Annotated in this window: 26 protein-coding genes; 8 read left to right on the forward strand and 18 right to left on the reverse strand. The window is 29.0% G+C overall.

Annotated elements, in window-relative coordinates; genetic code table 11:
• Position 1: 1 nt before the first annotated feature.
• The gene (locus BA195_RS01840) at positions 2-847 is read right to left on the reverse strand and encodes an MBL fold metallo-hydrolase (protein WP_068701855.1); all 846 of its coding nucleotides are present in this window, start codon (positions 845-847) and stop codon (positions 2-4) included.
• Between the two features lie 152 nt (positions 848-999).
• Between BA195_RS01840 and BA195_RS01845 the strand changes: the two genes are divergently transcribed.
• The 3 genes from BA195_RS01845 to BA195_RS01855 all read left to right on the forward strand — a co-directional run bounded on the left by BA195_RS01845 (position 1,000) and on the right by BA195_RS01855 (position 2,644).
• Positions 1,000-1,584 (forward strand): Crp/Fnr family transcriptional regulator, encoded by a 585-nt coding sequence (locus tag BA195_RS01845; RefSeq protein WP_068701857.1) that lies wholly within the window; start codon positions 1,000-1,002, stop codon positions 1,582-1,584.
• 95 nt (positions 1,585-1,679) lie between these two features.
• A complete protein-coding gene (locus tag BA195_RS01850) occupies positions 1,680-2,033 on the forward strand; it encodes a nuclear transport factor 2 family protein (protein WP_068701859.1) in 354 nt (117 codons plus the stop codon).
• A 32-nt stretch (positions 2,034-2,065) separates the two neighbouring features.
• Complete coding sequence (locus tag BA195_RS01855) at positions 2,066-2,644, forward strand: YceI family protein (protein WP_068701861.1); 579 nt, start codon at positions 2,066-2,068, stop codon at positions 2,642-2,644.
• A 53-nt stretch (positions 2,645-2,697) separates the two neighbouring features.
• Here the strand turns inward: BA195_RS01855 and BA195_RS01860 are convergent, their stop codons facing one another.
• Positions 2,698-3,339 (reverse strand): TetR/AcrR family transcriptional regulator, encoded by a 642-nt coding sequence (locus BA195_RS01860; RefSeq protein ID WP_245662307.1) that lies wholly within the window; start codon positions 3,337-3,339, stop codon positions 2,698-2,700.
• Positions 3,340-3,360: 21 nt separating this feature from the next.
• Positions 3,361-4,116: an SDR family NAD(P)-dependent oxidoreductase gene (locus BA195_RS01865; protein ID WP_068701865.1), complete on the reverse strand. Its 756-nt coding sequence runs from the start codon at positions 4,114-4,116 to the stop codon at positions 3,361-3,363.
• A 181-nt stretch (positions 4,117-4,297) separates the two neighbouring features.
• Between BA195_RS01865 and BA195_RS01870 the strand changes: the two genes are divergently transcribed.
• The 4 genes from BA195_RS01870 to BA195_RS01885 all read left to right on the forward strand — a co-directional run bounded on the left by BA195_RS01870 (position 4,298) and on the right by BA195_RS01885 (position 6,841).
• Positions 4,298-4,873 (forward strand): Crp/Fnr family transcriptional regulator, encoded by a 576-nt coding sequence (locus BA195_RS01870; protein WP_068701867.1) that lies wholly within the window; start codon positions 4,298-4,300, stop codon positions 4,871-4,873.
• Between the two features lie 59 nt (positions 4,874-4,932).
• On the forward strand, positions 4,933-5,703 hold the full coding sequence (locus tag BA195_RS01875; protein WP_068701870.1) for an MBL fold metallo-hydrolase: 771 nt from the start codon (positions 4,933-4,935) through the stop codon (positions 5,701-5,703).
• A gap of 34 nt (positions 5,704-5,737) precedes the next feature.
• The gene (locus tag BA195_RS01880; protein WP_068701872.1) at positions 5,738-6,316 is read left to right on the forward strand and encodes a Crp/Fnr family transcriptional regulator; all 579 of its coding nucleotides are present in this window, start codon (positions 5,738-5,740) and stop codon (positions 6,314-6,316) included.
• A 72-nt stretch (positions 6,317-6,388) separates the two neighbouring features.
• Positions 6,389-6,841: a carboxymuconolactone decarboxylase family protein gene (locus BA195_RS01885; protein ID WP_068701874.1), complete on the forward strand. Its 453-nt coding sequence runs from the start codon at positions 6,389-6,391 to the stop codon at positions 6,839-6,841.
• A gap of 39 nt (positions 6,842-6,880) precedes the next feature.
• Here the strand turns inward: BA195_RS01885 and BA195_RS01890 are convergent, their stop codons facing one another.
• Both BA195_RS01890 and BA195_RS01895 read right to left on the reverse strand, forming a co-directional pair.
• Positions 6,881-7,576, reverse strand: a complete 696-nt coding sequence (locus BA195_RS01890) for a LytR/AlgR family response regulator transcription factor (protein WP_068701876.1) — start codon at positions 7,574-7,576, stop codon at positions 6,881-6,883.
• A complete protein-coding gene (locus BA195_RS01895; RefSeq protein ID WP_068701879.1) occupies positions 7,563-8,618 on the reverse strand; it encodes a sensor histidine kinase in 1,056 nt (351 codons plus the stop codon). Before BA195_RS01895 ends, BA195_RS01890 begins: the two co-directional genes overlap by 14 nt.
• Positions 8,619-8,866: 248 nt before the next feature.
• On the opposite strand from BA195_RS01895, the gene BA195_RS01900 reads away from it, so the two are divergent.
• Entirely contained in the window at positions 8,867-10,132 is a 1,266-nt protein-coding gene (locus BA195_RS01900; protein WP_068701881.1) for a nuclear transport factor 2 family protein, read from the forward strand.
• A gap of 83 nt (positions 10,133-10,215) precedes the next feature.
• Here the strand turns inward: BA195_RS01900 and BA195_RS01905 are convergent, their stop codons facing one another.
• From BA195_RS01905 to BA195_RS01965, 13 genes are all read right to left on the reverse strand, one after another.
• Positions 10,216-11,022 carry a carboxypeptidase-like regulatory domain-containing protein gene (locus BA195_RS01905; protein WP_068701883.1) on the reverse strand — a complete coding sequence of 269 codons (807 nt, stop codon included), beginning with the start codon at positions 11,020-11,022 and terminating at the stop codon, positions 10,216-10,218.
• 20 nt (positions 11,023-11,042) lie between these two features.
• The gene (locus tag BA195_RS01910; protein ID WP_141677642.1) at positions 11,043-11,876 is read right to left on the reverse strand and encodes a leucine-rich repeat domain-containing protein; all 834 of its coding nucleotides are present in this window, start codon (positions 11,874-11,876) and stop codon (positions 11,043-11,045) included.
• A 23-nt stretch (positions 11,877-11,899) separates the two neighbouring features.
• Positions 11,900-12,616: a DNA alkylation repair protein gene (locus BA195_RS01915; RefSeq protein ID WP_068701887.1), complete on the reverse strand. Its 717-nt coding sequence runs from the start codon at positions 12,614-12,616 to the stop codon at positions 11,900-11,902.
• A complete protein-coding gene (locus tag BA195_RS01920; protein ID WP_068701889.1) occupies positions 12,606-12,926 on the reverse strand; it encodes a hypothetical protein in 321 nt (106 codons plus the stop codon). The genes BA195_RS01915 and BA195_RS01920 overlap by 11 nt, the downstream gene beginning before the upstream one ends.
• An 11-nt stretch (positions 12,927-12,937) precedes the next feature.
• Positions 12,938-13,396, reverse strand: coding sequence for a GyrI-like domain-containing protein (locus BA195_RS01925; RefSeq protein ID WP_068701891.1), 459 nt, complete (start codon positions 13,394-13,396; stop codon positions 12,938-12,940).
• 24 nt (positions 13,397-13,420) lie between these two features.
• A complete protein-coding gene (locus tag BA195_RS01930; RefSeq protein ID WP_068701893.1) occupies positions 13,421-14,356 on the reverse strand; it encodes a polysaccharide deacetylase family protein in 936 nt (311 codons plus the stop codon).
• Positions 14,357-15,217, reverse strand: coding sequence for an alpha/beta hydrolase (locus BA195_RS01935; protein WP_068701896.1), 861 nt, complete (start codon positions 15,215-15,217; stop codon positions 14,357-14,359).
• Positions 15,218-15,324: 107 nt separating this feature from the next.
• Positions 15,325-16,071, reverse strand: a complete 747-nt coding sequence (locus BA195_RS01940) for an NAD(P)-dependent oxidoreductase (protein ID WP_068701897.1) — start codon at positions 16,069-16,071, stop codon at positions 15,325-15,327.
• Positions 16,072-16,076: 5 nt separating this feature from the next.
• Entirely contained in the window at positions 16,077-16,700 is a 624-nt protein-coding gene (locus tag BA195_RS01945; RefSeq protein WP_068701899.1) for a CatB-related O-acetyltransferase, read from the reverse strand.
• Positions 16,701-16,702: 2 nt separating this feature from the next.
• Complete coding sequence (locus tag BA195_RS01950) at positions 16,703-17,266, reverse strand: hypothetical protein (protein ID WP_068701901.1); 564 nt, start codon at positions 17,264-17,266, stop codon at positions 16,703-16,705.
• Between the two features lie 4 nt (positions 17,267-17,270).
• On the reverse strand, positions 17,271-18,104 hold the full coding sequence (gene blaOXA / locus BA195_RS01955; RefSeq protein WP_068701903.1) for a class D beta-lactamase: 834 nt from the start codon (positions 18,102-18,104) through the stop codon (positions 17,271-17,273).
• A 2-nt stretch (positions 18,105-18,106) separates the two neighbouring features.
• On the reverse strand, positions 18,107-18,868 hold the full coding sequence (gene map / locus BA195_RS01960) for a type I methionyl aminopeptidase (protein ID WP_068701905.1): 762 nt from the start codon (positions 18,866-18,868) through the stop codon (positions 18,107-18,109).
• An 8-nt stretch (positions 18,869-18,876) separates the two neighbouring features.
• Positions 18,877-19,758 (reverse strand): alpha/beta hydrolase fold domain-containing protein, encoded by an 882-nt coding sequence (locus BA195_RS01965; RefSeq protein WP_068701907.1) that lies wholly within the window; start codon positions 19,756-19,758, stop codon positions 18,877-18,879.
• Between the last annotated feature and the right edge of the window lie 135 nt (positions 19,759-19,893).

Genomic DNA, 19,893 nt, shown 5'->3' on the forward strand with positions numbered 1-19,893 from the left:
CTTAATTAAATATATCTGTAAATTTATAACTCTCTTTTAATCGTACTCCTTTTTCGGTGTGCTTTACTGTAATCAACTCGTTATAAGCATCGTGCTCTAAGAACAAGTAAAACTCTTTATCAGCTGCTTCATTTAAAAAGGCTTCTTTTTCTTTTAATGTTAATAATGGCCTGGTATCATAGCCCATCACATACGGTAAAGGTATATGACCTGCGGTTGGTAATAAATCGGCCATAAAAACAATAGTTTTATCTTGATATTGAATTTTTGGTAGCATTTGTTTTTCGGTATGTCCATCTTTAAACAATACATCAAAACCAACATAATCTTTTGCATTTAAGTGTAAAAAATTAAGTTGTCCGCTTTCTTTAATTGGTTGTATGTTTTCTTGTAAAAATGATGCTTTTTCTCGTGGATTTGGGTTTACTGCCCAATCCCAATGACGTTGATTACTCCAAAAACGAGCATTTTTAAATGCTGGCTCGTATCCTGTTTTATCTTTATTCCATTGAATAGACCCTCCGCAATGATCAAAATGTAAATGTGTTAAAAAAACATCGGTAATATCATCTCTATGAAAACCGTGTTTTGCCAAGGAAACGTCTAAAGAAAAATCGCCAAACAAATAATAATATCCGAAGAATTTATCGGATTGTTTGTTTCCGATTCCTGTATCAATTAAAGTTAATCGATTTCCATCTTCAATAAGCATACAACGCATACTCATTGATATCATGTTTTTATCGTCGGCAGGGTTTGTTTTTTGCCAAATTGATTTTGGAACTACGCCAAACATAGCGCCACCGTCTAATTTAAAATTACCTGTTTCTATGGGATAAATTCGCATAACTACAAATATGCGGAATTTTAACGTAACTTTTTGTTAAGAAAAACAAAAAAGATACTCTATTTATGAGCATCTTTTAGTTTATCTTTTTTAAATATTAATTAGTGACTTTTTCTTTTCTATACTATCTTTACTTTTTTTAATTGAAAACAATGCATACTACATCCTTATTAAATTATATACATAAATATATCAATTTAACTTCTGATGAAGAGGCTTTGTTGCTTTCTAAAATAGTTCGCAGAAAATATCTTAAAGATCAATATATTGTACAACAAGGAGATATTTGTAAAACAGAATGTTTTATTTTGTCTGGATGTACCAAAACTTTTTATGTTGATGATGAAGGGCAAGAACATATTGTAATGTTTGCTATTGAAGATTGGTGGACATCTGATATGGGAAGTTTTATAACCCAAACCCCTGCCGATTATAATATACAATGTATAGAAAATACCGAACTTTTTCAGATTTCTTACAATATTATTGAAGAGCTTTATATCGAAATTCCGAAGTTAGAACGATTTTTTAGAAAAATTATTGAACGCGCCTTAGTTGCTTCACAAAAACGTATTGTTAGTAATTTTAGCCTTACCGCAAAAGAAAGATACCTTCTCTTTAAAGAAACCTATCCTAAAATAGAACAACGTGTTCCGCAATATATGATTGCTTCTTATTTAGGAATCACCAAAGAGTTTTTAAGTAAAATTAAAAGTCAACTTATCCAAAATCAATAAATGTTAATCTAGTTTAACATCATTTCATAATCTACTTCATTTTCTAAAAATGTTTTGTTTTAGACATTTGTATCATCATATTTAAAACACAAAAGATGAATACATTATTAGAAAAAATTAGCACAATTAACGATATGATTTTACAAGGAAAAGCTTTAGAAGCTTTTGATGAGTTTTATCATAACGATGTTGTAATGCAAGAAAACGACAACCCAATTATTAAAGGAAAAGCAGCTAACAGACAACGCGAAGAAGAATTTTTTGCTGCAATTACCGATTTTAGAGGCGCCCAACCTTTAAAAGTAACCATAGGCGAAAACACCACTATGGTTGAATGGCATTTTGATTATACCCATAAAGATTGGGGAATTAGAAACTACACTCAAGTTGCCGTACAAGACTGGAAAGATGGTAAAATAATTAAAGAAAAATTTTATTACGGAGCTTAAACTATAACATTAACAATTAAAAAAAATAAACAATGAATAAATCAATAAAAAACATCGCAACTATTGCCTTTATGGCTCTTTTAACTTTTTCTTTTACAACTATAAAAAAGGAAAGAAAGGAAATTAACGTTACTAAAAGTAATGTAATTTGGAAAGGTTATAAAGTTACAGGATCACACCAAGGAACTATTGCAATAAAATCGGGTCATTTAAATTTTAATGACAATAAATTAACTGGGGGAGCATTTGTTATTGATATGCTATCTATTAATAATACCGACTTAGACGGAGAATACAAAGGTAAATTGGAAGGGCATTTAAAATCGGATGATTTTTTTGGAGTTAAAAAATTTCCAACAGCAACTTTAAAGTTTAAAAAGGTAAAAAGTATTGGAAAAAATGCTTACAAAGTTACTGGAGATCTTACTATTAAAGGAAAAACAAACTCTGTTAAATTTACACTATCTGTGTATGGAAATAAAGCTAGTGTATCTTTAAAAATTGATCGTTCAAAATTTAATGTAAAATATGGTTCTACAAGTTTTTTCGATAATTTAAAAGACAAAGCTATTTATGATGAATTTGACTTAGTTGCTGATTTAGAATTTTAAAATTTAATTCAAAGTAAATTTTAAGCGTAAGTATTTTTTACTTGCGCTTTTTTTCAATTTAATAATGATAATGCTAAATTTACGGAACTTGTTAATTCTTTTTTATCTGGATTAATTTTTGAAACTACTCGTACCCCACTATAGATGGTATATAATAAAGAAGCTACTGTTTTTAAATCTTGCTTTGATTTTAATTGTCCTTTATCTTTTCCTTTTTGTAAAGCATTAAAAAATACTGTTTCCAATTCTTTTTTATTTTCTTCTAATGCTTTAAAAATTGTTGGGTCTCCAGGAACCAATTCGGTTGTTGCATTTACCACAAAACAACCTTTTTTATCAGCGTCACAAATTGCCTCATCAATGGCTATTTCAAATAATTTAGAAAATGCTTCCTTTACATTTTCATGATTTTTAAAAAATTGTCTTAAACCTTCAATTCCTGTTTTTCTGTAATACTGAAACGCTTTTTTAAATAACGTATCCTTATCACCAAAAGTACTGTACAAACTAGCTCTGTTAATACCTAAATGGCTCACTAAATCATTAATTGAAGTTGCAGCATATCCTTGTTTCCAAAACAAATTCATTGCTTTGATTAAAACTTCATTCTCATCAAATAACTTAACTCTTGGCATATATAAAAAATGTGGAAGCGTAAAACACTTCCACAAAGATAAAATTATTGGAATCATCATTCCAAAAAATAATAAAAAAATTTAACTCACTAGCGGATTTACATTCGTTCCACCATCAATATTATATTCACTTCCTGTAATAAATGATGCGTCGTCACTTGCTAAAAACGATACTAATTTGGCAACATCTTCTGGTTGACCAAATCGCTTTAAAGGTATGCGATTTTGCAAGGTTGCTGCAAAACCGTTTAATTGCTCCTCTGGCATACCTGTTTTTCTAAAAATTGGCGTTGCTATTGGCCCTGGATTTACCGAATTAATTCTGATTTTTCTTGGTGCTAACTCAGTAGCTGCCGTTCGTGTGTATGAATTTAATGCTGCTTTTGAAGCTGCATAAATTGCTGTATTTGGCATACCTGTATACGCGTTTATTGACGATAAATTAATAATTGAAGCACCATCATTTAAAACTGGTAAAAACTTTTCGGTAGTAAATACAGCGCCTTTAAAATTAATTCCTATTTGATGATCAAACATTTCTTCTGTTATTTGTCCAACAGGTGCAGGTGCAAAAATTCCTGCGTTTACAAATAACACATCTACTTTATTAAAATCGTTTTTTACTGATGCCACTAAGCTATCAATAGCGTTTAGATCGTTTACATCTGCAACAATTCCTTTTACTCCTAATTCTTGCGCTGCTGTTGCTACTTTTTCGGCATTTCTTCCTGTAATAATTACGGTAGCACCTTTGCTTTTTAATTCTTTAGCAGACGCATAACCAATACCACTATTTCCACCAGTTACTACAGCTACTTTTCCATTTAAATTACTCATAATTTCTATTTTTTTTATGTTTTAAACAATACCAGAACAATCGTTCCGTTTGCAAATATATAAATAACAGAATGATTGTTCCAAATAAAATAGTTGATTTTTCAAAAGTAAAAACCTGTATTATTTTTTACTTTTGAAAACCTAAATTTGCTACATTGAAAACTTAAGAAGAACAGTATCTATGAGTGATTTTAACGAAATATCTAATTTTTTTGAAACAGAATATCCTTTAAATCAAAATGGATTAAAAGAGTTGCTTTGTTTATTTAAAAAAGAAACTATAAAAAAAGGTACACAAATATTAAAAGCTGACACTGAAGAAAAACAACTTCGTTTTTTAAATTCTGGAGTTATAAGAGAGTATTTTGCTACTTCAGAAAAAGAAACTAACATTAATTTTTATACCAAACCACAATTTATTACCGATTTATCTTCGTTTAATAACGATTTAAAAACCAAAAAAAATCAAGAAACATTAACTGAAGTAACACTTCTTGTTGTTGATAAAAATGCGTTTGGAGAACTCTTAAAAAAATATGAATGTGGAAAGTCATTTATCGATTTATCTTTTCAAAAATTATTAAAACACAAAGAGCTTTTAGAATATAACAGAATTACGAAAACCGCTGATGAGCTTTATAAAGAATTGTTTATTTATAAACCTACTTGGTTAGAGAAAATTCCACAATATCACATCGCTTCTTATCTAAATATTTCTCCAGAAACCTTAAGCAGAATACGAAAACGCATTTCTTGATTTGAATCAATGGATACTGATCTTTCTTTTTTCAATTTTGTGTCTTAAATAATATAATTATGAAAATACATCATGTAAGAAATGCTACACTCGTTATTGAAGCTAATGATAAAGTTATTTTAGTAGATCCAATGTTAGGAAAAAAAGGAACTGCTGGTCCGCCATTTACATTGTTTAGGTTTAAACCATTACGGAACCCAATACTCGATTTACCTGATAATGCAATGGAAATCGTAAACAAAACCACACATTGTTTAATTACACACCTACATCCAGATCATTTAGATAGAGCAGCTGAAACGTTTTTAAAAGAAAGAAATACTCCAGTAATTTGTAGTATAAAAGACAAAAAAATACTTGTAAAAAGAGGTTTAAATGTAACTCAAACGGTGGCATATTGGAAACAATCCGATTTTCTTGGCGGAACAATTGAAGGTATTCCAGCAAAACACGGTTATGGATTTATTGCCAAGCCTATGGGTAACGTTATGGGATTTTTTATCAATCTTAAAAATGAAAAATCAATTTATATAAGTGCTGATACTATTTACACTAATGATGTTGATAAAGTTCTTAAAGAATACAAACCAGATATTAGTATTGTAGCAAGCGGAACAGCGCAACTAGACATTTTTAAACCGCTTTTAATGACCTTAAAAGATATTACCAAATTTGTTAAAAATGCGCCCAAATTTGTTATTGCTAATCATTTAGAAGCGGTTAACCACTGCCCTACTACTAGAAAACAATTAGAAACAGAATTAACGAAACATCAACTTATTAAAAAAACTTTCATACCAAAAGATGGTGAGGTTATGGAGTTTGAATAAATTTTAAGCACCTTTGTAATAGTAAATATTTATAATGAAAGAGCAATTACAAAAATACTTAATACGTTATGCTGAATTTACTGACCATGAAATTCAACTCATTTATAGTACTTGCACTGAACAAATCTACCAGAAAAAAGAATTTATAATCGAACAAAATCATATTTGTAAATACAAGTATTTTATCCTAAAAGGATTGGTACGTCAGTTTAGAGTGGAAGAAAATGGCAATGAAAGCATCAGTGCTTTTGGGATTGAAAACTGGTGGATTACCAATTTAGATAGCTTTATAAATAAAACACCTACAATTAACTCAATTCAAGCGATAGAAGAAACTACAGTACTTCAAATTACAAAGACGCAATTAGAAGATTTATATGTAAAAGTTCCGCAATTAGAACGTGTTTTTAGAATAATTGCTGAAAATACATTGATTGCACTTCAACGTAAAGATGAAATTTACATGAAAAAAAGCAGTAAAGAGCGTTACTTTATTTTAGTAGCTCAAATACCAGATTTTGCCCAAAGAGTTCCGCAATATATGATTGCTTCTTATCTGGATATTACACCAGAATACTTGAGTGAAATTAGAAAAAAAGGGAATCAAAATTAATTTCTTAAGATATCTTAAGGAAACTTCATCTGTCTGTAAAATACCTTTGTTTCATAATTAAAAACAAATAGTATGGAACGAATAGCTTACAAAGACATTCCAAATGGGATGTTTGAAAAATTACGAGAAATTGAAAACTTTATTGAAGAATCTGCATTGGAAATGCAATTACTTGAAATTATAAGATTACGAGTAGCACAAAAAAATGGTTGTGCTTATTGTGTAGACATGCATTATAAAGAGCTCAAAAAAACAGGCGAGACCGAATTGCGATTATCCTCGTTATGTGTTTGGGAAGAAACTCCGTATTTTACAGATAAAGAAAGGGCTGTTTTAAAGTTTACTGATGCTTTAACAAAATTGTCGCGAGGTATTATTCCAGATGAAATTTATAATCCGTTGTTAGAATTCTTTTCTAAAGAAGAAATATGCTACTTAGCTTTGGCTATATCACAAATAAATACGTGGACTCGATTGATGAAAGTATTTCAATTTACTCCTGGAAATTATAAGGTAACCGAATAAAGAATCATAAAAAAAGGAGTACTAAATTTAGTATTCCTTTTATAGTTTTAATCTTTCTAAGGCATTCTTTTTATACAAATCACCTATCGGAATTTCAATTTTACTTATTTCAATATCTTGTTTCGTATATGCAGTTACCTTTTGAGAGTTTACAATATATGAACGATGCACTCTTATAAAACGATTGTCTAATTTTTCTTCAAAAGCTGAAATACCATGTTTAATTACCAACTTAGCAGCTAACGTATGTATTCTGATATAATCCTTTATACTTTCTATATATAAAATATCTTCAAACAAAACCTTGATGTTTTTTTTATTACTTTGAACAAACATGTGTGTAGCCTCTTCCTTTTTATTAGCAGGTTTCTCTACCGTTTGTGTGTCTAAAAATTTTTCTATCGCCTTAAAAAACCGAGTAAAAACAATAGGTTTTAATAAATAATCAACCACATTTAATTCGTAACTTTCAATAGCATATTCTCTGTGTGCGGTTGTAAATATTACTTTAGGCTTGTTGGCTAAGTTTTTTAAAAATTCAATGCCTTTTAAAACAGGCATTTCAATATCTAAAAACATTAAATCTACCAATTCAGTTTTTAACACACTACTGGCTTCTATTGCTGATGCGCAAACAGCCACAATTTCAAAATCTGGTAATTGATTTAAATGTGTAGCAATTAACTCTCTTGCCAATTCTTCATCATCAACAATTAAACATTTATACTTTTTCATATACCGTTAATTTTAATTCTAAATAATAACTTAATTCTTCATTATTAATTTTTAAAGAATATCCATTATTTGGATACAATAAATTTAATTGTTTTTGGGTGTTTTTCATACCAATTGAATGCTTTTCAACATCTTCTTTTCTTTGATGTGATTTAGGTTTAGTATTCTTTAATTTAAAAATAATTTCTTTTGTAGTAGCTGATAAATCTAACTCAATAATTCCTTTGTTTAATTCTTGACTTATACCGTGTTTAAAAGCATTTTCAACAAAAGTTAGCAAAATTAATGGTGCTATTTTTACATTTTGATTACTATTTTTTTCAAAAATAACTCTTACCCTATTTCCATACCTAACTTTTTCTAAAGCGATGTAGTTTTCTAGTAAATCTATTTCTTTAGCAATAGGCACATATTTATCTTTACATTGATACAATATATAATCTAAAATTTCAGAAAGTTTGGCTATTACTTCTGGGGTTTTATCTGATTTTTTTAATGCCAATGCATATAAATTATTTAAGGTATTAAATAAAAAATGTGGATTTAATTGATGCTTAAGTAAATTAAGTTCGGTCGTTTTTTTTTGCTCCTTTAAAGCAATAATATCCTTTTGATCTTGATAATATTTTATAGCAATTAATATGATTGAAGGAAAAACAAGCCACATAATATTATTGATAAAAGAAACCAAAGAAAGTAATCGATCCCACAATAAAAAAGGCGGTCGCATTTTATAAATTTCAGGAAAAGAAATTTGAAAATAATTGATAATAACAACGATATAAAAAAATCGTAATAAGTAAATAACCATTAAAGCCCCTAGTACAAATAAAACAATTCGTTTTTTATTTAAAAAATACGGAATTAGAAGATAAAAGGTAAAAATGCTAAATAGAAACTGCAAAAATACTTTAAACGCAATATACTGCACCACAAATAATTTATCGTGTTGTTTAAACCAATAAGTACTTAACAAGTAAATAAACATAACAATCCAGAAGATTGTTTTTTGTAAAACGTTTGCAGGTACAATTTTTTTCATCAATATTAAATATACAATTTATGCGAACGCTAAAATCACGTTTTACTTCAAACTTAAAAAAATAAATTATTGCTGCTGATTTTAATAGACAAAAGCTTATAAAGTATGGTTAAACAGTTTTTTTAAGCAAATTAATCGCTCTAAATATAAAAAAGTATTTTCTGTCAACGTTTTGACTCATTAAGTCTACAAATAAATAAAGCTGTCAATTACTTTTCTAGTTTCGTTTGATTTTTAAAATTAAAAAAATGACCATTAAAAAATTAGCAATTTCGTTACTTACACTGTGTATTACTAGCATTACACTAGCCCAAAACACCAATAATTATTTTAGACATTTACGGTACAATCATGTTTCGCCTTATATAAAACTAACCGGAACTTATCCCATTAATGCGGTAACAGCCAAAAAAACGTCGCATTATATTTTTACATACAATAATGCTAATCAACTTATTGAAATAACAAACAATCATTATTTTACTGAAAGAAGACATCCGTTGGCTTCAATCGGCGCATACAAAACAATAATTACTTACATAAATAATACAGAAACGAGGACTTTTTTTAATAAAAATGGAAAAAGAATAACCAATGATAGACAAGTTTATAAAGAAGTTTTTACTGTTGATAAAAAAGGAAATTATTCGAAGCTAGAATTTTTTGATATAAATAATAAACCAATGGAATCTAATTGGCAAATTGCCTGTTACCAATGGTTTAAAAACCGTAAAATGGTGGTTGAGAAAAGATTTGATTTAGATAATAAACCAAGAAATATTTCAAACTATTTTGAATTTGGTATTACAGGAATGACCTTTAGAAAAGACGGATCACCAATAGGAAATTATAATTTAAATAAAAATTTAGATGTTGTAAATAATTCTGTTGGAGTTGCCTCATATCAGGATACTTATGATAAAAACGGCAACCACATAAAGTATACTTATCATGATAAAAATAATAAGTTGGTTATAAATCAATTTGGGTTTTCAATTGGTACTAAAGAGTATGATAAATTTGGAAATTATATCAAACAAGGTCATTACGATCCAAATATGAAATTTTTACGAGGACGAAATATTGCTAATAATCAACATATTACTTTAAGCAAAAAAGCTTCACAAAAAGACAGCTTAGAAATTAAGCGAATTTCATTGGGTTATTTAATTGCGCTGCAAGAATTAAAACCTAATTTAATGCAAGAGGTTATGAATGATAGCTTAAACAAGGTAACGATAGGTTATAATAGAAAATTAAGAAAAGAGGTTGTTACAGCCATTCCTAAAAAAAGAATGCTTAAAAATGCTGCAAATTGGAATAAATCAAATACTCGTTTTCCACCTACCCCAAACAATCAAATTAAAATATTAGATGTTTATCATCGTATAGCAACCGTTAAATTATATTCTGATAATTGGGTAGAATATTTGCATTTAATAAAACTTGATGGTAAATGGAGTATTGTTAATCTTTTATGGCAGCATAAAAACGTTAAGAGATATCCGTTTTAAATAGAAGAGCCTTTTGTAAACAAAAAACCTCAGGATTAAGTTTAATTCTGAGGTTTATGTTTTAACGAATCTAAATACTTTTACTATTCAGCCTCTAATTTAAACCAAGCATTTTTAAAAGATGCTATGGTTGTTTGATAAACCCAAACATCTAAGATTTTTGTTTTTGTAGCGGTTCCATACAATATCCATAAACCTGTTTCTTTATTAAAGTTATAAACTTTTACAGTTTCAGGAGCTGTTGGTAATAAATCGTCGTCAATATCAAACTCTAACGTAGCAGAATGCCCGTTTGCAATATCTAGCCAGTTTTTGGTTGCGTCTTCTAACTTTACGTATACAAATCCATAATTATCTTCACTCATACTATTTTCTCCAGGAATTATAGTTTCTATAGCTAGATTAAATGGAGTTATATGATGAATAACTGGATACATAAATCCAGCGAAAGGACTTCCATCTTCTTTTTTAATATTACCATTAATTTTAAATTTTAATCCAGTCGGAAAATTCACTTCACTATCACCACCAGTACCTAATATTGTTACTAAATGATCGTTTAATAAAGAAAATTTTATAGTGTTGTTTTCTTCTAAACTGGTCAGCATCCGTAAACCACCTATATAATCATCTTTAGCTACTTTAATATACGCATAATCGGTTTCTAAGGTTACGTTATTTAATGTGAAATTTCCATTTTCATCCGTAGTTACTTCGTGTGTGGTTAAAGTTATTGTTGCATTTTCTATAGGCGCATTTGAACCGTCTACAACGGTACCTGTAAAATTATATATTTCTGTGGCAACGATAATTGGTATGTCATCATTATCTGAATTACATGCTGTAAATAGTAAAATACATATTGATAATAGAGGGACTAATTTTTTCATATTAATTTGAATTGTTTATTTTAATCACAACTTAGATTTACTTGCTGATAGTCTGACAGTTGTAAAGTTGGTATATGTTGACCATTTTTAATTTTTATACAAGGTAGATTAGGGTTTCTGTCAGCTAATAAATAATCAAGATTATCAAAATTACTTACATCTAATTGAGTTATAAAGTTTTCGAAGATTGATAAATAATAAAGTTTGTTTTTTAACCCAAAATTAATGTTGGTTAACTTATTATTAGATACATTAATAGCTTCTAATTTAGGATTATTAGCAAAATCTATTGACAGTATTTTATTGGTTAATAAATACACTGTTTCTAAATTAATGGCTTTACTAGCGTCAAACGATACTAATTCGTTATGGCTCATTAAAATGTTAGTTAAACTAGTGTTGTCTAATGTAAATTCTTCAAACAAATTATGTGATAGATTTAACCATTTTAAATTGGTTGCTTTTGATAATCCTTTTATACTTTTTAAATCATTAGCCATTAAATGTAAAGTATCTAATTTTGTGTTTTTACTTATATCTACTGAAGTTAAACGGTTAGCTATTGCGTATAATCGTTTTAAATTGGTAAAACCTTCAATTCCTGTTAAGTCTTCAATTATTTGTGAAGCCCCTGGGTAAGAAATGTTTAAATACTCAACATCTATTACATCTATTCTAAGAACTTTTTGATTTACAATTCCGTCAGAATCAATTCCTTGATTAATCAATTCTTTTTCAAAATTTGCATCAGGAATAACAATAAATTTACTTGTTGAAGAGACATCTATAATATCATCAGAACAAGAAACCATTATAGCTCCTACTAATATTATTATTGTAAAAAGGTGTTTCATTTTCATTTTTTTAGTTGTTAAGTTTATTCGTTAATTTTCACCTTTTTCCTATAAATTTCTCTAGGATAATCAGACATTCTAACGGTATCTTTCTGCAGTTCTGTTAATGCATTTTTTGCTATCCATTTTGCTGATTTATTTTCTAATTTTAGAATATCATTGGCTACTTCTATTACCATTTCGTTTAAGTCAACATTTCGTTTTCCGATATTTCTTAACGCCCAGTTCACCGCTTTTTTAACATACAATCTATCATCTGTTGCTTGTTGTATAATAATCGGAAAAAATTGCTCAAAAAGCTCATTGTCTGATTTTTTATCGGCCATACAATAGGATGCTAAAATTGCAAACCCTGCTCTTTTTTCAAATTCAGCTTTTCGATTTGTCCATTCTAATATTTTAGCCAATGCTAAATCACTTTTTGCAAATAATCCCATAGAAAAACTGTCGCATATTTCCCAATTTTCAAAAGTTACAACCCATTTTTCCATTAACTCTTCCGTAATATCTTTTGGGTTGAATATTTTACTACACAGAAGTCGTGCTTCATAAATTCCGCTATCAAATAACTGCAACGCTAATTCATAATTTGTTCCTATTTCTTTGGCAATCATTTTTAATTCTTTGTGATAAATACCAAAAGAGTTATGCGCTACAATTCCGAATTTCTGCTCTTTAAAAACAATTTTTTCAGGGTCTTGTAAATCATATAAGCATTGTATAACTTCGTTATAGTTCATTTATTTCTATGGCTTGTTTTAGATAATATGTAACCACATTCTTATCAAACTCTTTTACTGATAAAACCCGAACTACTTTTCCCTTTCCTGTAAGGAAACCTAATTCATCCTTCATTTTTGCGCCTTTTAAAAACCCAAAATCAATACCATAAGGCATGGTTCTTAAATAACAAATTCCACCATTTTTATTAGCATACGTTGTAATGCGTTCCTTTTTTGTTTCTATAATTCCATCAAAAGACAAAAGAAATGCTCGTGCTTCTAAAAAAAGACTTTTGTGTACAGATTCTAAATCTTTATCGTATTGCATTGTTTTATCTTTTAAGAATTTACAGCGATAAAAATATCTACTTCGGCATTTAATGGATCTTGAGCTGCTGCTCCGTATATTTCAAAATCGGCGGTGTAACTCCTATCTAAATCTGTTTTCCATATAGTATTCCATTTTTCATAAACAGCTCCTTTGGTTAAATCTCCTTTTGCTATAAATTTTTTATATGATGAAGCTTCTATCGTTATTGCGACAAAACCTTCAGGAATTTCATCAATATTGTTTACGCGGCATCCTAAAATTGTAGTATACGGCTTGGTATAATCACTTTCATAATCGGTATATATTGAATATATATCGGATGCTGTTTTATTCGGAATTTTTTCTAAAATACCTTCCGTCATAAAAGTGTTCCATAATGTGCCTATGTCTTTGGCGGCTTGATTATTTTCATTGGTTGTTCTTACTGCAATACCAATTATTTTAAATGCTTCTAATTCTTGTTTCATAGTTTATTTTGTTATTCTTTATTTTTAAAGACCTAAACGACCCATTGCTTCTTTTTCATAACGACTGTCTTCTGCTGGATAACGTAAAATTGAATCGTATTTTTTTGTTTGCTTTGCTAACGCCCATAAAAGACTTTCGCCTGCTGGAATTGTCACAGGAGTTTTAGCATAAATAGGATCTTTATAAGCTTTTTCTGCATTAACAATCTCCCAACCATTTTTTTTAAAGTGTTTGATTAAATCATCAATAAACAATGCTGATGTTAAATTATGATGCAATAATATATTGTGATGAATTTGTCTGCCAGTTAACTCTTTTCCTAAAGAATTATAATATTCCGCGCGATTAAAAAGATGTTTTAAATAGTAATTTCTATATCCTGAAATATCGCTTTGCGGATTTTCTTTTAAACGTTTTACTAAACGCTGATTAATATACCAATCAGAAGCATCAATTGTTACGTGGCCAGTTTTATAATTCTGTTCTTTTAAAAATTTTCTAAAGCCATCTCTTTTTTCAACAGTGTTGCCTTCTTTTAAATACGGAAACCGAAATAATTTTGTAAAATTTGAATACTTGTTAATTAAAGAATCATTTTTTAATAGTTCTTGTTTAAAACGATTTAAACTTACTTTTTTACTATTAAAATACGGATGAGAATACGTGTGATTTGCGATTAAATGACCCGCATCATTCCAATTTTTTATAATCGTTTTTCCTGCTTCATTATCTAAGTTTTTTCCTTTAACAAACAACACTGCTTTTACATTTTCTGCTGCCAGTTTACCTAGTAATAATTGATTCCAGTCAGCATTTTTATATCCCGGAAAATCTTGTGTAGCACCATCATCAAACGAAAAAGAGATTTTAGGTTTTTCTATTTTCTTTTGATCATTACATGCTGATAGCATTAAAAGACCACAAATTAAAAAACTATATAATAATGAAAATCGGTTCATTTATAATGAATTTTTAATTTCATTTACAATTAAGATATTATCAACCGAACTCTGTACGTGTTTAGACCGCTCTAATAAAATCACTTTTTTTAATGATGGAAATATTTTTTTAGCTCTTTTAATCATTTTTTCGCCAGGAAACATTAAATCATTTTTAGCTGCAAAAAGCGTTATAGGAGTAGTAATTACTTGTGCAGCTTTTGTACTGATTACAGGAACGGGTGTAAAATCCATTGTAAAATGTAAAAACACTTCTGATAAAAACTGTATTGCAAAATTGTCTTGTTCTGTAAATAACTCTTTTAAAAAACGCTGTACATACTTCTCTTTTTTTGTTTTCATATAACGTTTCATCGGAATAAAAACCTTAAACAATGCTTTTAACGGATTCCCATTTACAATGTACGCAGGAGCTGTTAAAAAAACTTCTTTTATATTTTCTTGTTTAAACGCTAATGTTTTTAAAATAACCAATCCTCCAAAGGAAAATCCGGCAAGCGATACATTTTTTAAATGTAAGGCATCAATTACTTCATGCATCCATTTTCCGTAATCATCGTTTTTCATCGACAACCTAGTTTCGGCACTTTTATTAGGCTGTGCTAATACATCAATAGCAAAAATTTGGAAACTTGATTCTAACCCTTTGTAAGTTTCTAAAGCAATGGGTGCACAGCCATTAGAGCCATGCACAATTAACATCGGAGGACTTGACGCATTGCCTGTTACAATAACATTTGTTTTTCCGAAAGAAGTAGTAATTTCTCTCGAATTATAATCAATATTCAAATCTCTTAATTTTTCATTGTAGAGATTTAAAATTGCTATTTTTCCTTTTATAGATTTATAAAGTGAGTTCATTTTTAAAATTTAGGACAAGTTTACTAAAATTAATAATTTTAACCCTATTTTTATGCGTCAAAAAAATGTTAATTATTAAAGGGTGATTAAAAAAACATAATTAGTTACTACACTCTTATTTTTTTGCTTATTTCTGATGTATTATAAATTACAGGCATTTTACCTTTCCACTGTTCCCAAAGTTCATTTTTTGTGATTAGCTTACTCATAAAACTAGCTACATTATTTCTGCTAACGTCACCTGCATTAAAAATAGCACTTCTTGTTGGTGAAGGATGAATTTCATAATCGGTAACTTTATTTTCATTAATCAATGAATCAGGTCTAACAGCAGTCCATTCAATATATTTATTATTTTGACCAATTTGAGAACGTAAATAATCAGCTGCTTTTTCATTATCAACATGTGGAGGTAATAATAATCGAAGTAAAAAAATTACGAATCTTTGTGCAATAGAAATCGGCTCGTTTAAGTCGCGGTTTCTATTCCCTGTTGTATTCATTAAAACAAACTTAATTGTTTGATTTGGGTTGTTGCTTTTTACAGCATCGCAGAGTTTTTTTACCGCATCAGTAACCAATCGCCTGGGTTTTCCATAAATTCCTTTCCAACTCAATGTATGCCCTAAACAAGAAGCTATTGCAGTACAATCGGCAACGATTCTACTCATTTTCTCATCATTTAGTTCTAAAATACTTGCATGAATAATTTCTAAATCACGGTTGTTTTTCCACGATTTTGGTAATTTTTCTGGTGATCTTACAATTACTTTTACCTTATGTTTTTGGGCTAAAAGTTGTGCTACTAATTTTGATCCTGTTGCGCCGCTTGCGCCAACTACTAATGTTTTCATGGCTATTATTTAAGCAGTTTTTCAACTTCATTATCAGTTAAATTCTGAATGTTTTTGGTAATTTTTTCAATATCCCAATTCCACCATTCCAGTTCTAAAAGTTGTGCTATTTTTTCATCAGAAAAGCGTCTTTTAATCTCTTTTGCTGGATTACCTCCAACAATTGTATATGGAGGTACATCTTTTACAACGGTAGCATTAGTAGCGATGATAGCACCATCGCCAATAGTTACACCTGCCATAATTGTTGCATTGTAACCAATCCAAACATCGTTACCAATGTTAATATTTCCTTTTTTCGGATAGGTTTTTCCTTCCATCGCATTTTCCCATCCATTTCCAAAAATTGCAAACGGATAAGTAGAAATACTATCGGTTAAATGATTTGCTCCATTCATAATAAACTTTACATCAGAAGCTATCATACAAAACTTACCAATAATTAATTTATCGCCTGTAAAATCGAAATGATATTTTACATTTTTTTCAAAGTTTTCTACATTTTCAAAATCATCATAATAGGTATAATCGCCAACAATAATATTCGGGTTTTTAATGATGTTTTTTAAAAAACAAAGTCGATCGTAATTAGCTAATGGAAATTTTTGGGTTGTATCTGGTCCTGTCATAATTAGCTTGTTTTTTTGTTTATTTTTTTAGCAGTGAATACTATGAATAGTACAACCAAGCTTATAAAATATGCGCTAGTTGTAATACTTTTTATAATTGTAAACGCACTTGTTATTTTTACTAAAAGAGGTGTTATTTCTGTATAATTATTGAGCATTACAATTATTCCAAAATTTTCTAAATAGTCAAATAACCCTGTAATTAATGGAAGTAAACATAGATATATAAAAGGTTTTTTTAATCTATTTATTTTTTTTAGAAAATATCCTGAAAGCAAGCAATAAGAAATACCAAAAAGGAAAGGGTAAATCATATCAACGGGAAGTTGATTTGTTAGGTAGGTTTTACGACCAACATCGCCAAGTGATGTAAACAACTCGGTAACATAATTATAATCATATCCTGTAGGCATCATATCTAACAATTTCATTCCGTTTGAAAACTTCATTGTTCCAGGAATTGTAATTGTTAACATCAAAGCGTAGATTATATTGGTTAATACAAAAAGTAATAACACCTTTTTTCCTGATATGTTTTTCTGTATAAAACTGATCAATTTCCTCATGGTTTTATTCTATATTTTTAAGAGCTTCAATAGTTATTTCTTTTCTAGCTTTGGTAAATAGATTAGGATTGGTATCTAAATTAGGTTCAATGTTTGTTGCAAAAAAATAGACATTTTTGTTCTTTTCAAGATATCCTACAAACCAGCCATTTCTTTTACCACTTCTAACAGATAAGCCTGTTTTTCCTCTTAATTTAAAATTCTCTATATCTTTTACAAGCATCATTTTTTTCATAATCCCTTCTGTTCTTTTAGAAATAGGAAGTTTTGATTCATAAAGTCGCTTTAAAAAATCGATTTGCTCAAATTGATTGATTTTAGAGCTTCCTTCTAACCAAAAATTATCAATGGTGATTGTATCAAACTTCATGTTACCAAATTCTAATTCATCAAGAAGGTTTTGCATTCTGTTTACACCAACTTTTCTTGCTATTCCTTGATAACAAGGCACACACGAATAATGAAATGCGTTTTTTAAAATTAGGTCTTGTTCCCAAATCTTGTACGCTCTCTTTTCGCCGTTCCAAGCAAATAAAGTACTATCATTTTTAACAATCCCTAACTCTAAGGCAATAATAGAGTTCGGAATTTTAAAAGTAGAGGCTGGTAAACGACCAATTGTTGCCCAATCAAAATCATTGGAATAATAGGTGTTCTTTTTTAAATCATAAATTAGTACAGCTCCTGTTACGTTTTGATTGTTTATAATTTTTTGAAACTCAGGTTCTATTATTTTCTTAATTTCAAGATTAACAATTTCTTTTCTTTTGTTTTCAACTTTATTTTTACAAGCACTTATTGCAAAAAACACTACGAATAAATAGAGGCTATTTCTCATTTTTAAATACTACCGTTAGCTGTTGTTAAAATGATTGGTTTTTTATCAGTAATTAAAATAGTGTGTTCATGTTGTGCTACATAACCTCCTTTATTACCAACCAGTGTCCAACCATCTTTTAACTCTACCGCTACCGTTGACTTAGTTGAAATAAAAGTTTCGATAGCTACAGTTGTATTCTTTTTAAAACGCTCTCTGTTGCTTTTAACTCGGTAATTTAAAATGTTTTCTGGCTTTTCGTGTAAACTTCTTCCAACACCGTGACCTGCTAAATTCTCAATTACCTTAAAGCCTCTTTTTTTAGCTTCAGTTTCAATTATATGACCAATGTCAGCAATTTTAACACCTCCTTTTGTACTATTAATCGCTTTCATTAAAATTTCTTTTGATGCATTTACTAAAGGTTGATGATTGTTTACATCTTTTCCAAGAACAAAAGAACTTCCGTTGTCTGACCAAAAACCATTTAATTCGGCAGAAACATCAATATTTATTAAATCCCCTTCTTTTAAAATAATTTTTTTTGATGGAATTCCATGCGCTGCAACCTCATTTACACTAATACAAGTATACCCTGGAAATCCGTAAGTTTCGAAAGGAGCCGATTTTGCACCGTAACTTTTTAACAATTCAGCACCATAATAATCTAATTCTTTGGTAGACATACCCACTTTTGCAAAAGTTTTCATTTTTTTTAACGTTGTACCTACAGCTTCGCTAACTTTTTGCATTCCTACTAATTCTTCTTCTTTTGTTATCGACATTTTTTCTTTTACAATCTTTTAATTAATTCACTTAAAGCCTTTTTAGCTTCTTTCATAACAGGTAATAACGGCCAAATATGTGGCATTTTATCTCCAAAAACAACTTCAACCTCCACATTGTATTTTTTCATTTTTTGAACAGCTAATTGTTGATCTGGATATGTAATATCGTTTTCAGCTAAAAACAAAATAGTTTTCGGAAACTGATTAAAACTTCCGTTAAGGGGGGAAATTATTTCATTTTTTAAATCAACATTTCCGACACACATTTTCTTAGCGCTTAGTACTCCTTTTTTAGACAACATCGGATCTTTTTTATCAACAATAGCAATTGTTTTATTAGACATTGTTGCATCCATCACAGGAGAAATCAATATGATTTTATTAGGTAATTCATCATTATTCTTGATTAATCGCTGTGTTAAAGTGGTAACTAAAGTACCTCCAACAGAATCACCTATTAATGTTATTTGTTTTCCTTTATACTTTTTTAATGCTTGTTGATATACAGCATCAATATTGTTTGAGATTTCAGTTATTTTGTGTTCTGGAGCTTTCGGATAATTGCACATCCAAATGGTTAAATTTGTATGTTTTGCTATTTCACGCAAAGTATCCCAATGGTGTTTTGCTGGCCCAGAAATAAAAGCACCGCCGTGAATAAATAGCACTAATTTATCTAACGTTTTTTCTGATTTTATCTCTGTAATTGAGGTTTTACTGATTTTAAAACTTCTTATTTTTTTATTTTTAAAAGAACTTGTTTTTGGATGATGCACATTTTCTTTCCTAATTTTTTTATAATCTATAGGCTCGGCACTAAAGGTCTTTTTTACGTCTTTTAGTTTTAAAACTAATAAAGTGATGTAATAAGTAATGCTTTTATTCATTATTGCTTTAACAAATTTATACAGTTAGTGCCATAAAAATAAAGCTTATTACAGAGGTATATAAAATTTTGTGACGAACTGTTATTTAAATACCACCAATCGTTAAATATTGATGATAAAGCTTATTTTCTTAAT

The sequence above is a fragment of the Tenacibaculum soleae genome, from assembly GCF_001693415.1.
Lineage (GTDB): Bacteria > Bacteroidota > Bacteroidia > Flavobacteriales > Flavobacteriaceae > Polaribacter > Polaribacter soleae.

What these genes read in the sequence shown, in the direction of transcription:
- BA195_RS01840 (WP_068701855.1), bottom strand. Translation starts at nt 847, where the DNA reads ATGCGAATTTATCCCATAGAAACAGGTAATTTTAAATTAGACGGTGGC.
- BA195_RS01845 (WP_068701857.1), top strand. Translation starts at nt 1,000, where the DNA reads ATGCATACTACATCCTTATTAAATTATATACATAAATATATCAATTTA.
- BA195_RS01850 (WP_068701859.1), top strand. Translation starts at nt 1,680, where the DNA reads ATGAATACATTATTAGAAAAAATTAGCACAATTAACGATATGATTTTA.
- BA195_RS01855 (WP_068701861.1), top strand. Translation starts at nt 2,066, where the DNA reads ATGAATAAATCAATAAAAAACATCGCAACTATTGCCTTTATGGCTCTT.
- BA195_RS01860 (WP_245662307.1), bottom strand. Translation starts at nt 3,339, where the DNA reads ATGATGATTCCAATAATTTTATCTTTGTGGAAGTGTTTTACGCTTCCA.
- BA195_RS01865 (WP_068701865.1), bottom strand. Translation starts at nt 4,116, where the DNA reads ATGAGTAATTTAAATGGAAAAGTAGCTGTAGTAACTGGTGGAAATAGT.
- BA195_RS01870 (WP_068701867.1), top strand. Translation starts at nt 4,298, where the DNA reads ATGAGTGATTTTAACGAAATATCTAATTTTTTTGAAACAGAATATCCT.
- BA195_RS01875 (WP_068701870.1), top strand. Translation starts at nt 4,933, where the DNA reads ATGAAAATACATCATGTAAGAAATGCTACACTCGTTATTGAAGCTAAT.
- BA195_RS01880 (WP_068701872.1), top strand. Translation starts at nt 5,738, where the DNA reads ATGAAAGAGCAATTACAAAAATACTTAATACGTTATGCTGAATTTACT.
- BA195_RS01885 (WP_068701874.1), top strand. Translation starts at nt 6,389, where the DNA reads ATGGAACGAATAGCTTACAAAGACATTCCAAATGGGATGTTTGAAAAA.
- BA195_RS01890 (WP_068701876.1), bottom strand. Translation starts at nt 7,576, where the DNA reads ATGAAAAAGTATAAATGTTTAATTGTTGATGATGAAGAATTGGCAAGA.
- BA195_RS01895 (WP_068701879.1), bottom strand. Translation starts at nt 8,618, where the DNA reads ATGAAAAAAATTGTACCTGCAAACGTTTTACAAAAAACAATCTTCTGG.
- BA195_RS01900 (WP_068701881.1), top strand. Translation starts at nt 8,867, where the DNA reads ATGACCATTAAAAAATTAGCAATTTCGTTACTTACACTGTGTATTACT.
- BA195_RS01905 (WP_068701883.1), bottom strand. Translation starts at nt 11,022, where the DNA reads ATGAAAAAATTAGTCCCTCTATTATCAATATGTATTTTACTATTTACA.
- BA195_RS01910 (WP_141677642.1), bottom strand. Translation starts at nt 11,876, where the DNA reads ATGAAACACCTTTTTACAATAATAATATTAGTAGGAGCTATAATGGTT.
- BA195_RS01915 (WP_068701887.1), bottom strand. Translation starts at nt 12,616, where the DNA reads ATGAACTATAACGAAGTTATACAATGCTTATATGATTTACAAGACCCT.
- BA195_RS01920 (WP_068701889.1), bottom strand. Translation starts at nt 12,926, where the DNA reads ATGCAATACGATAAAGATTTAGAATCTGTACACAAAAGTCTTTTTTTA.
- BA195_RS01925 (WP_068701891.1), bottom strand. Translation starts at nt 13,396, where the DNA reads ATGAAACAAGAATTAGAAGCATTTAAAATAATTGGTATTGCAGTAAGA.
- BA195_RS01930 (WP_068701893.1), bottom strand. Translation starts at nt 14,356, where the DNA reads ATGAACCGATTTTCATTATTATATAGTTTTTTAATTTGTGGTCTTTTA.
- BA195_RS01935 (WP_068701896.1), bottom strand. Translation starts at nt 15,217, where the DNA reads ATGAACTCACTTTATAAATCTATAAAAGGAAAAATAGCAATTTTAAAT.
- BA195_RS01940 (WP_068701897.1), bottom strand. Translation starts at nt 16,071, where the DNA reads ATGAAAACATTAGTAGTTGGCGCAAGCGGCGCAACAGGATCAAAATTA.
- BA195_RS01945 (WP_068701899.1), bottom strand. Translation starts at nt 16,700, where the DNA reads ATGACAGGACCAGATACAACCCAAAAATTTCCATTAGCTAATTACGAT.
- BA195_RS01950 (WP_068701901.1), bottom strand. Translation starts at nt 17,266, where the DNA reads ATGAGGAAATTGATCAGTTTTATACAGAAAAACATATCAGGAAAAAAG.
- blaOXA (WP_068701903.1), bottom strand. Translation starts at nt 18,104, where the DNA reads ATGAGAAATAGCCTCTATTTATTCGTAGTGTTTTTTGCAATAAGTGCT.
- map (WP_068701905.1), bottom strand. Translation starts at nt 18,868, where the DNA reads ATGTCGATAACAAAAGAAGAAGAATTAGTAGGAATGCAAAAAGTTAGC.
- BA195_RS01965 (WP_068701907.1), bottom strand. Translation starts at nt 19,758, where the DNA reads ATGAATAAAAGCATTACTTATTACATCACTTTATTAGTTTTAAAACTA.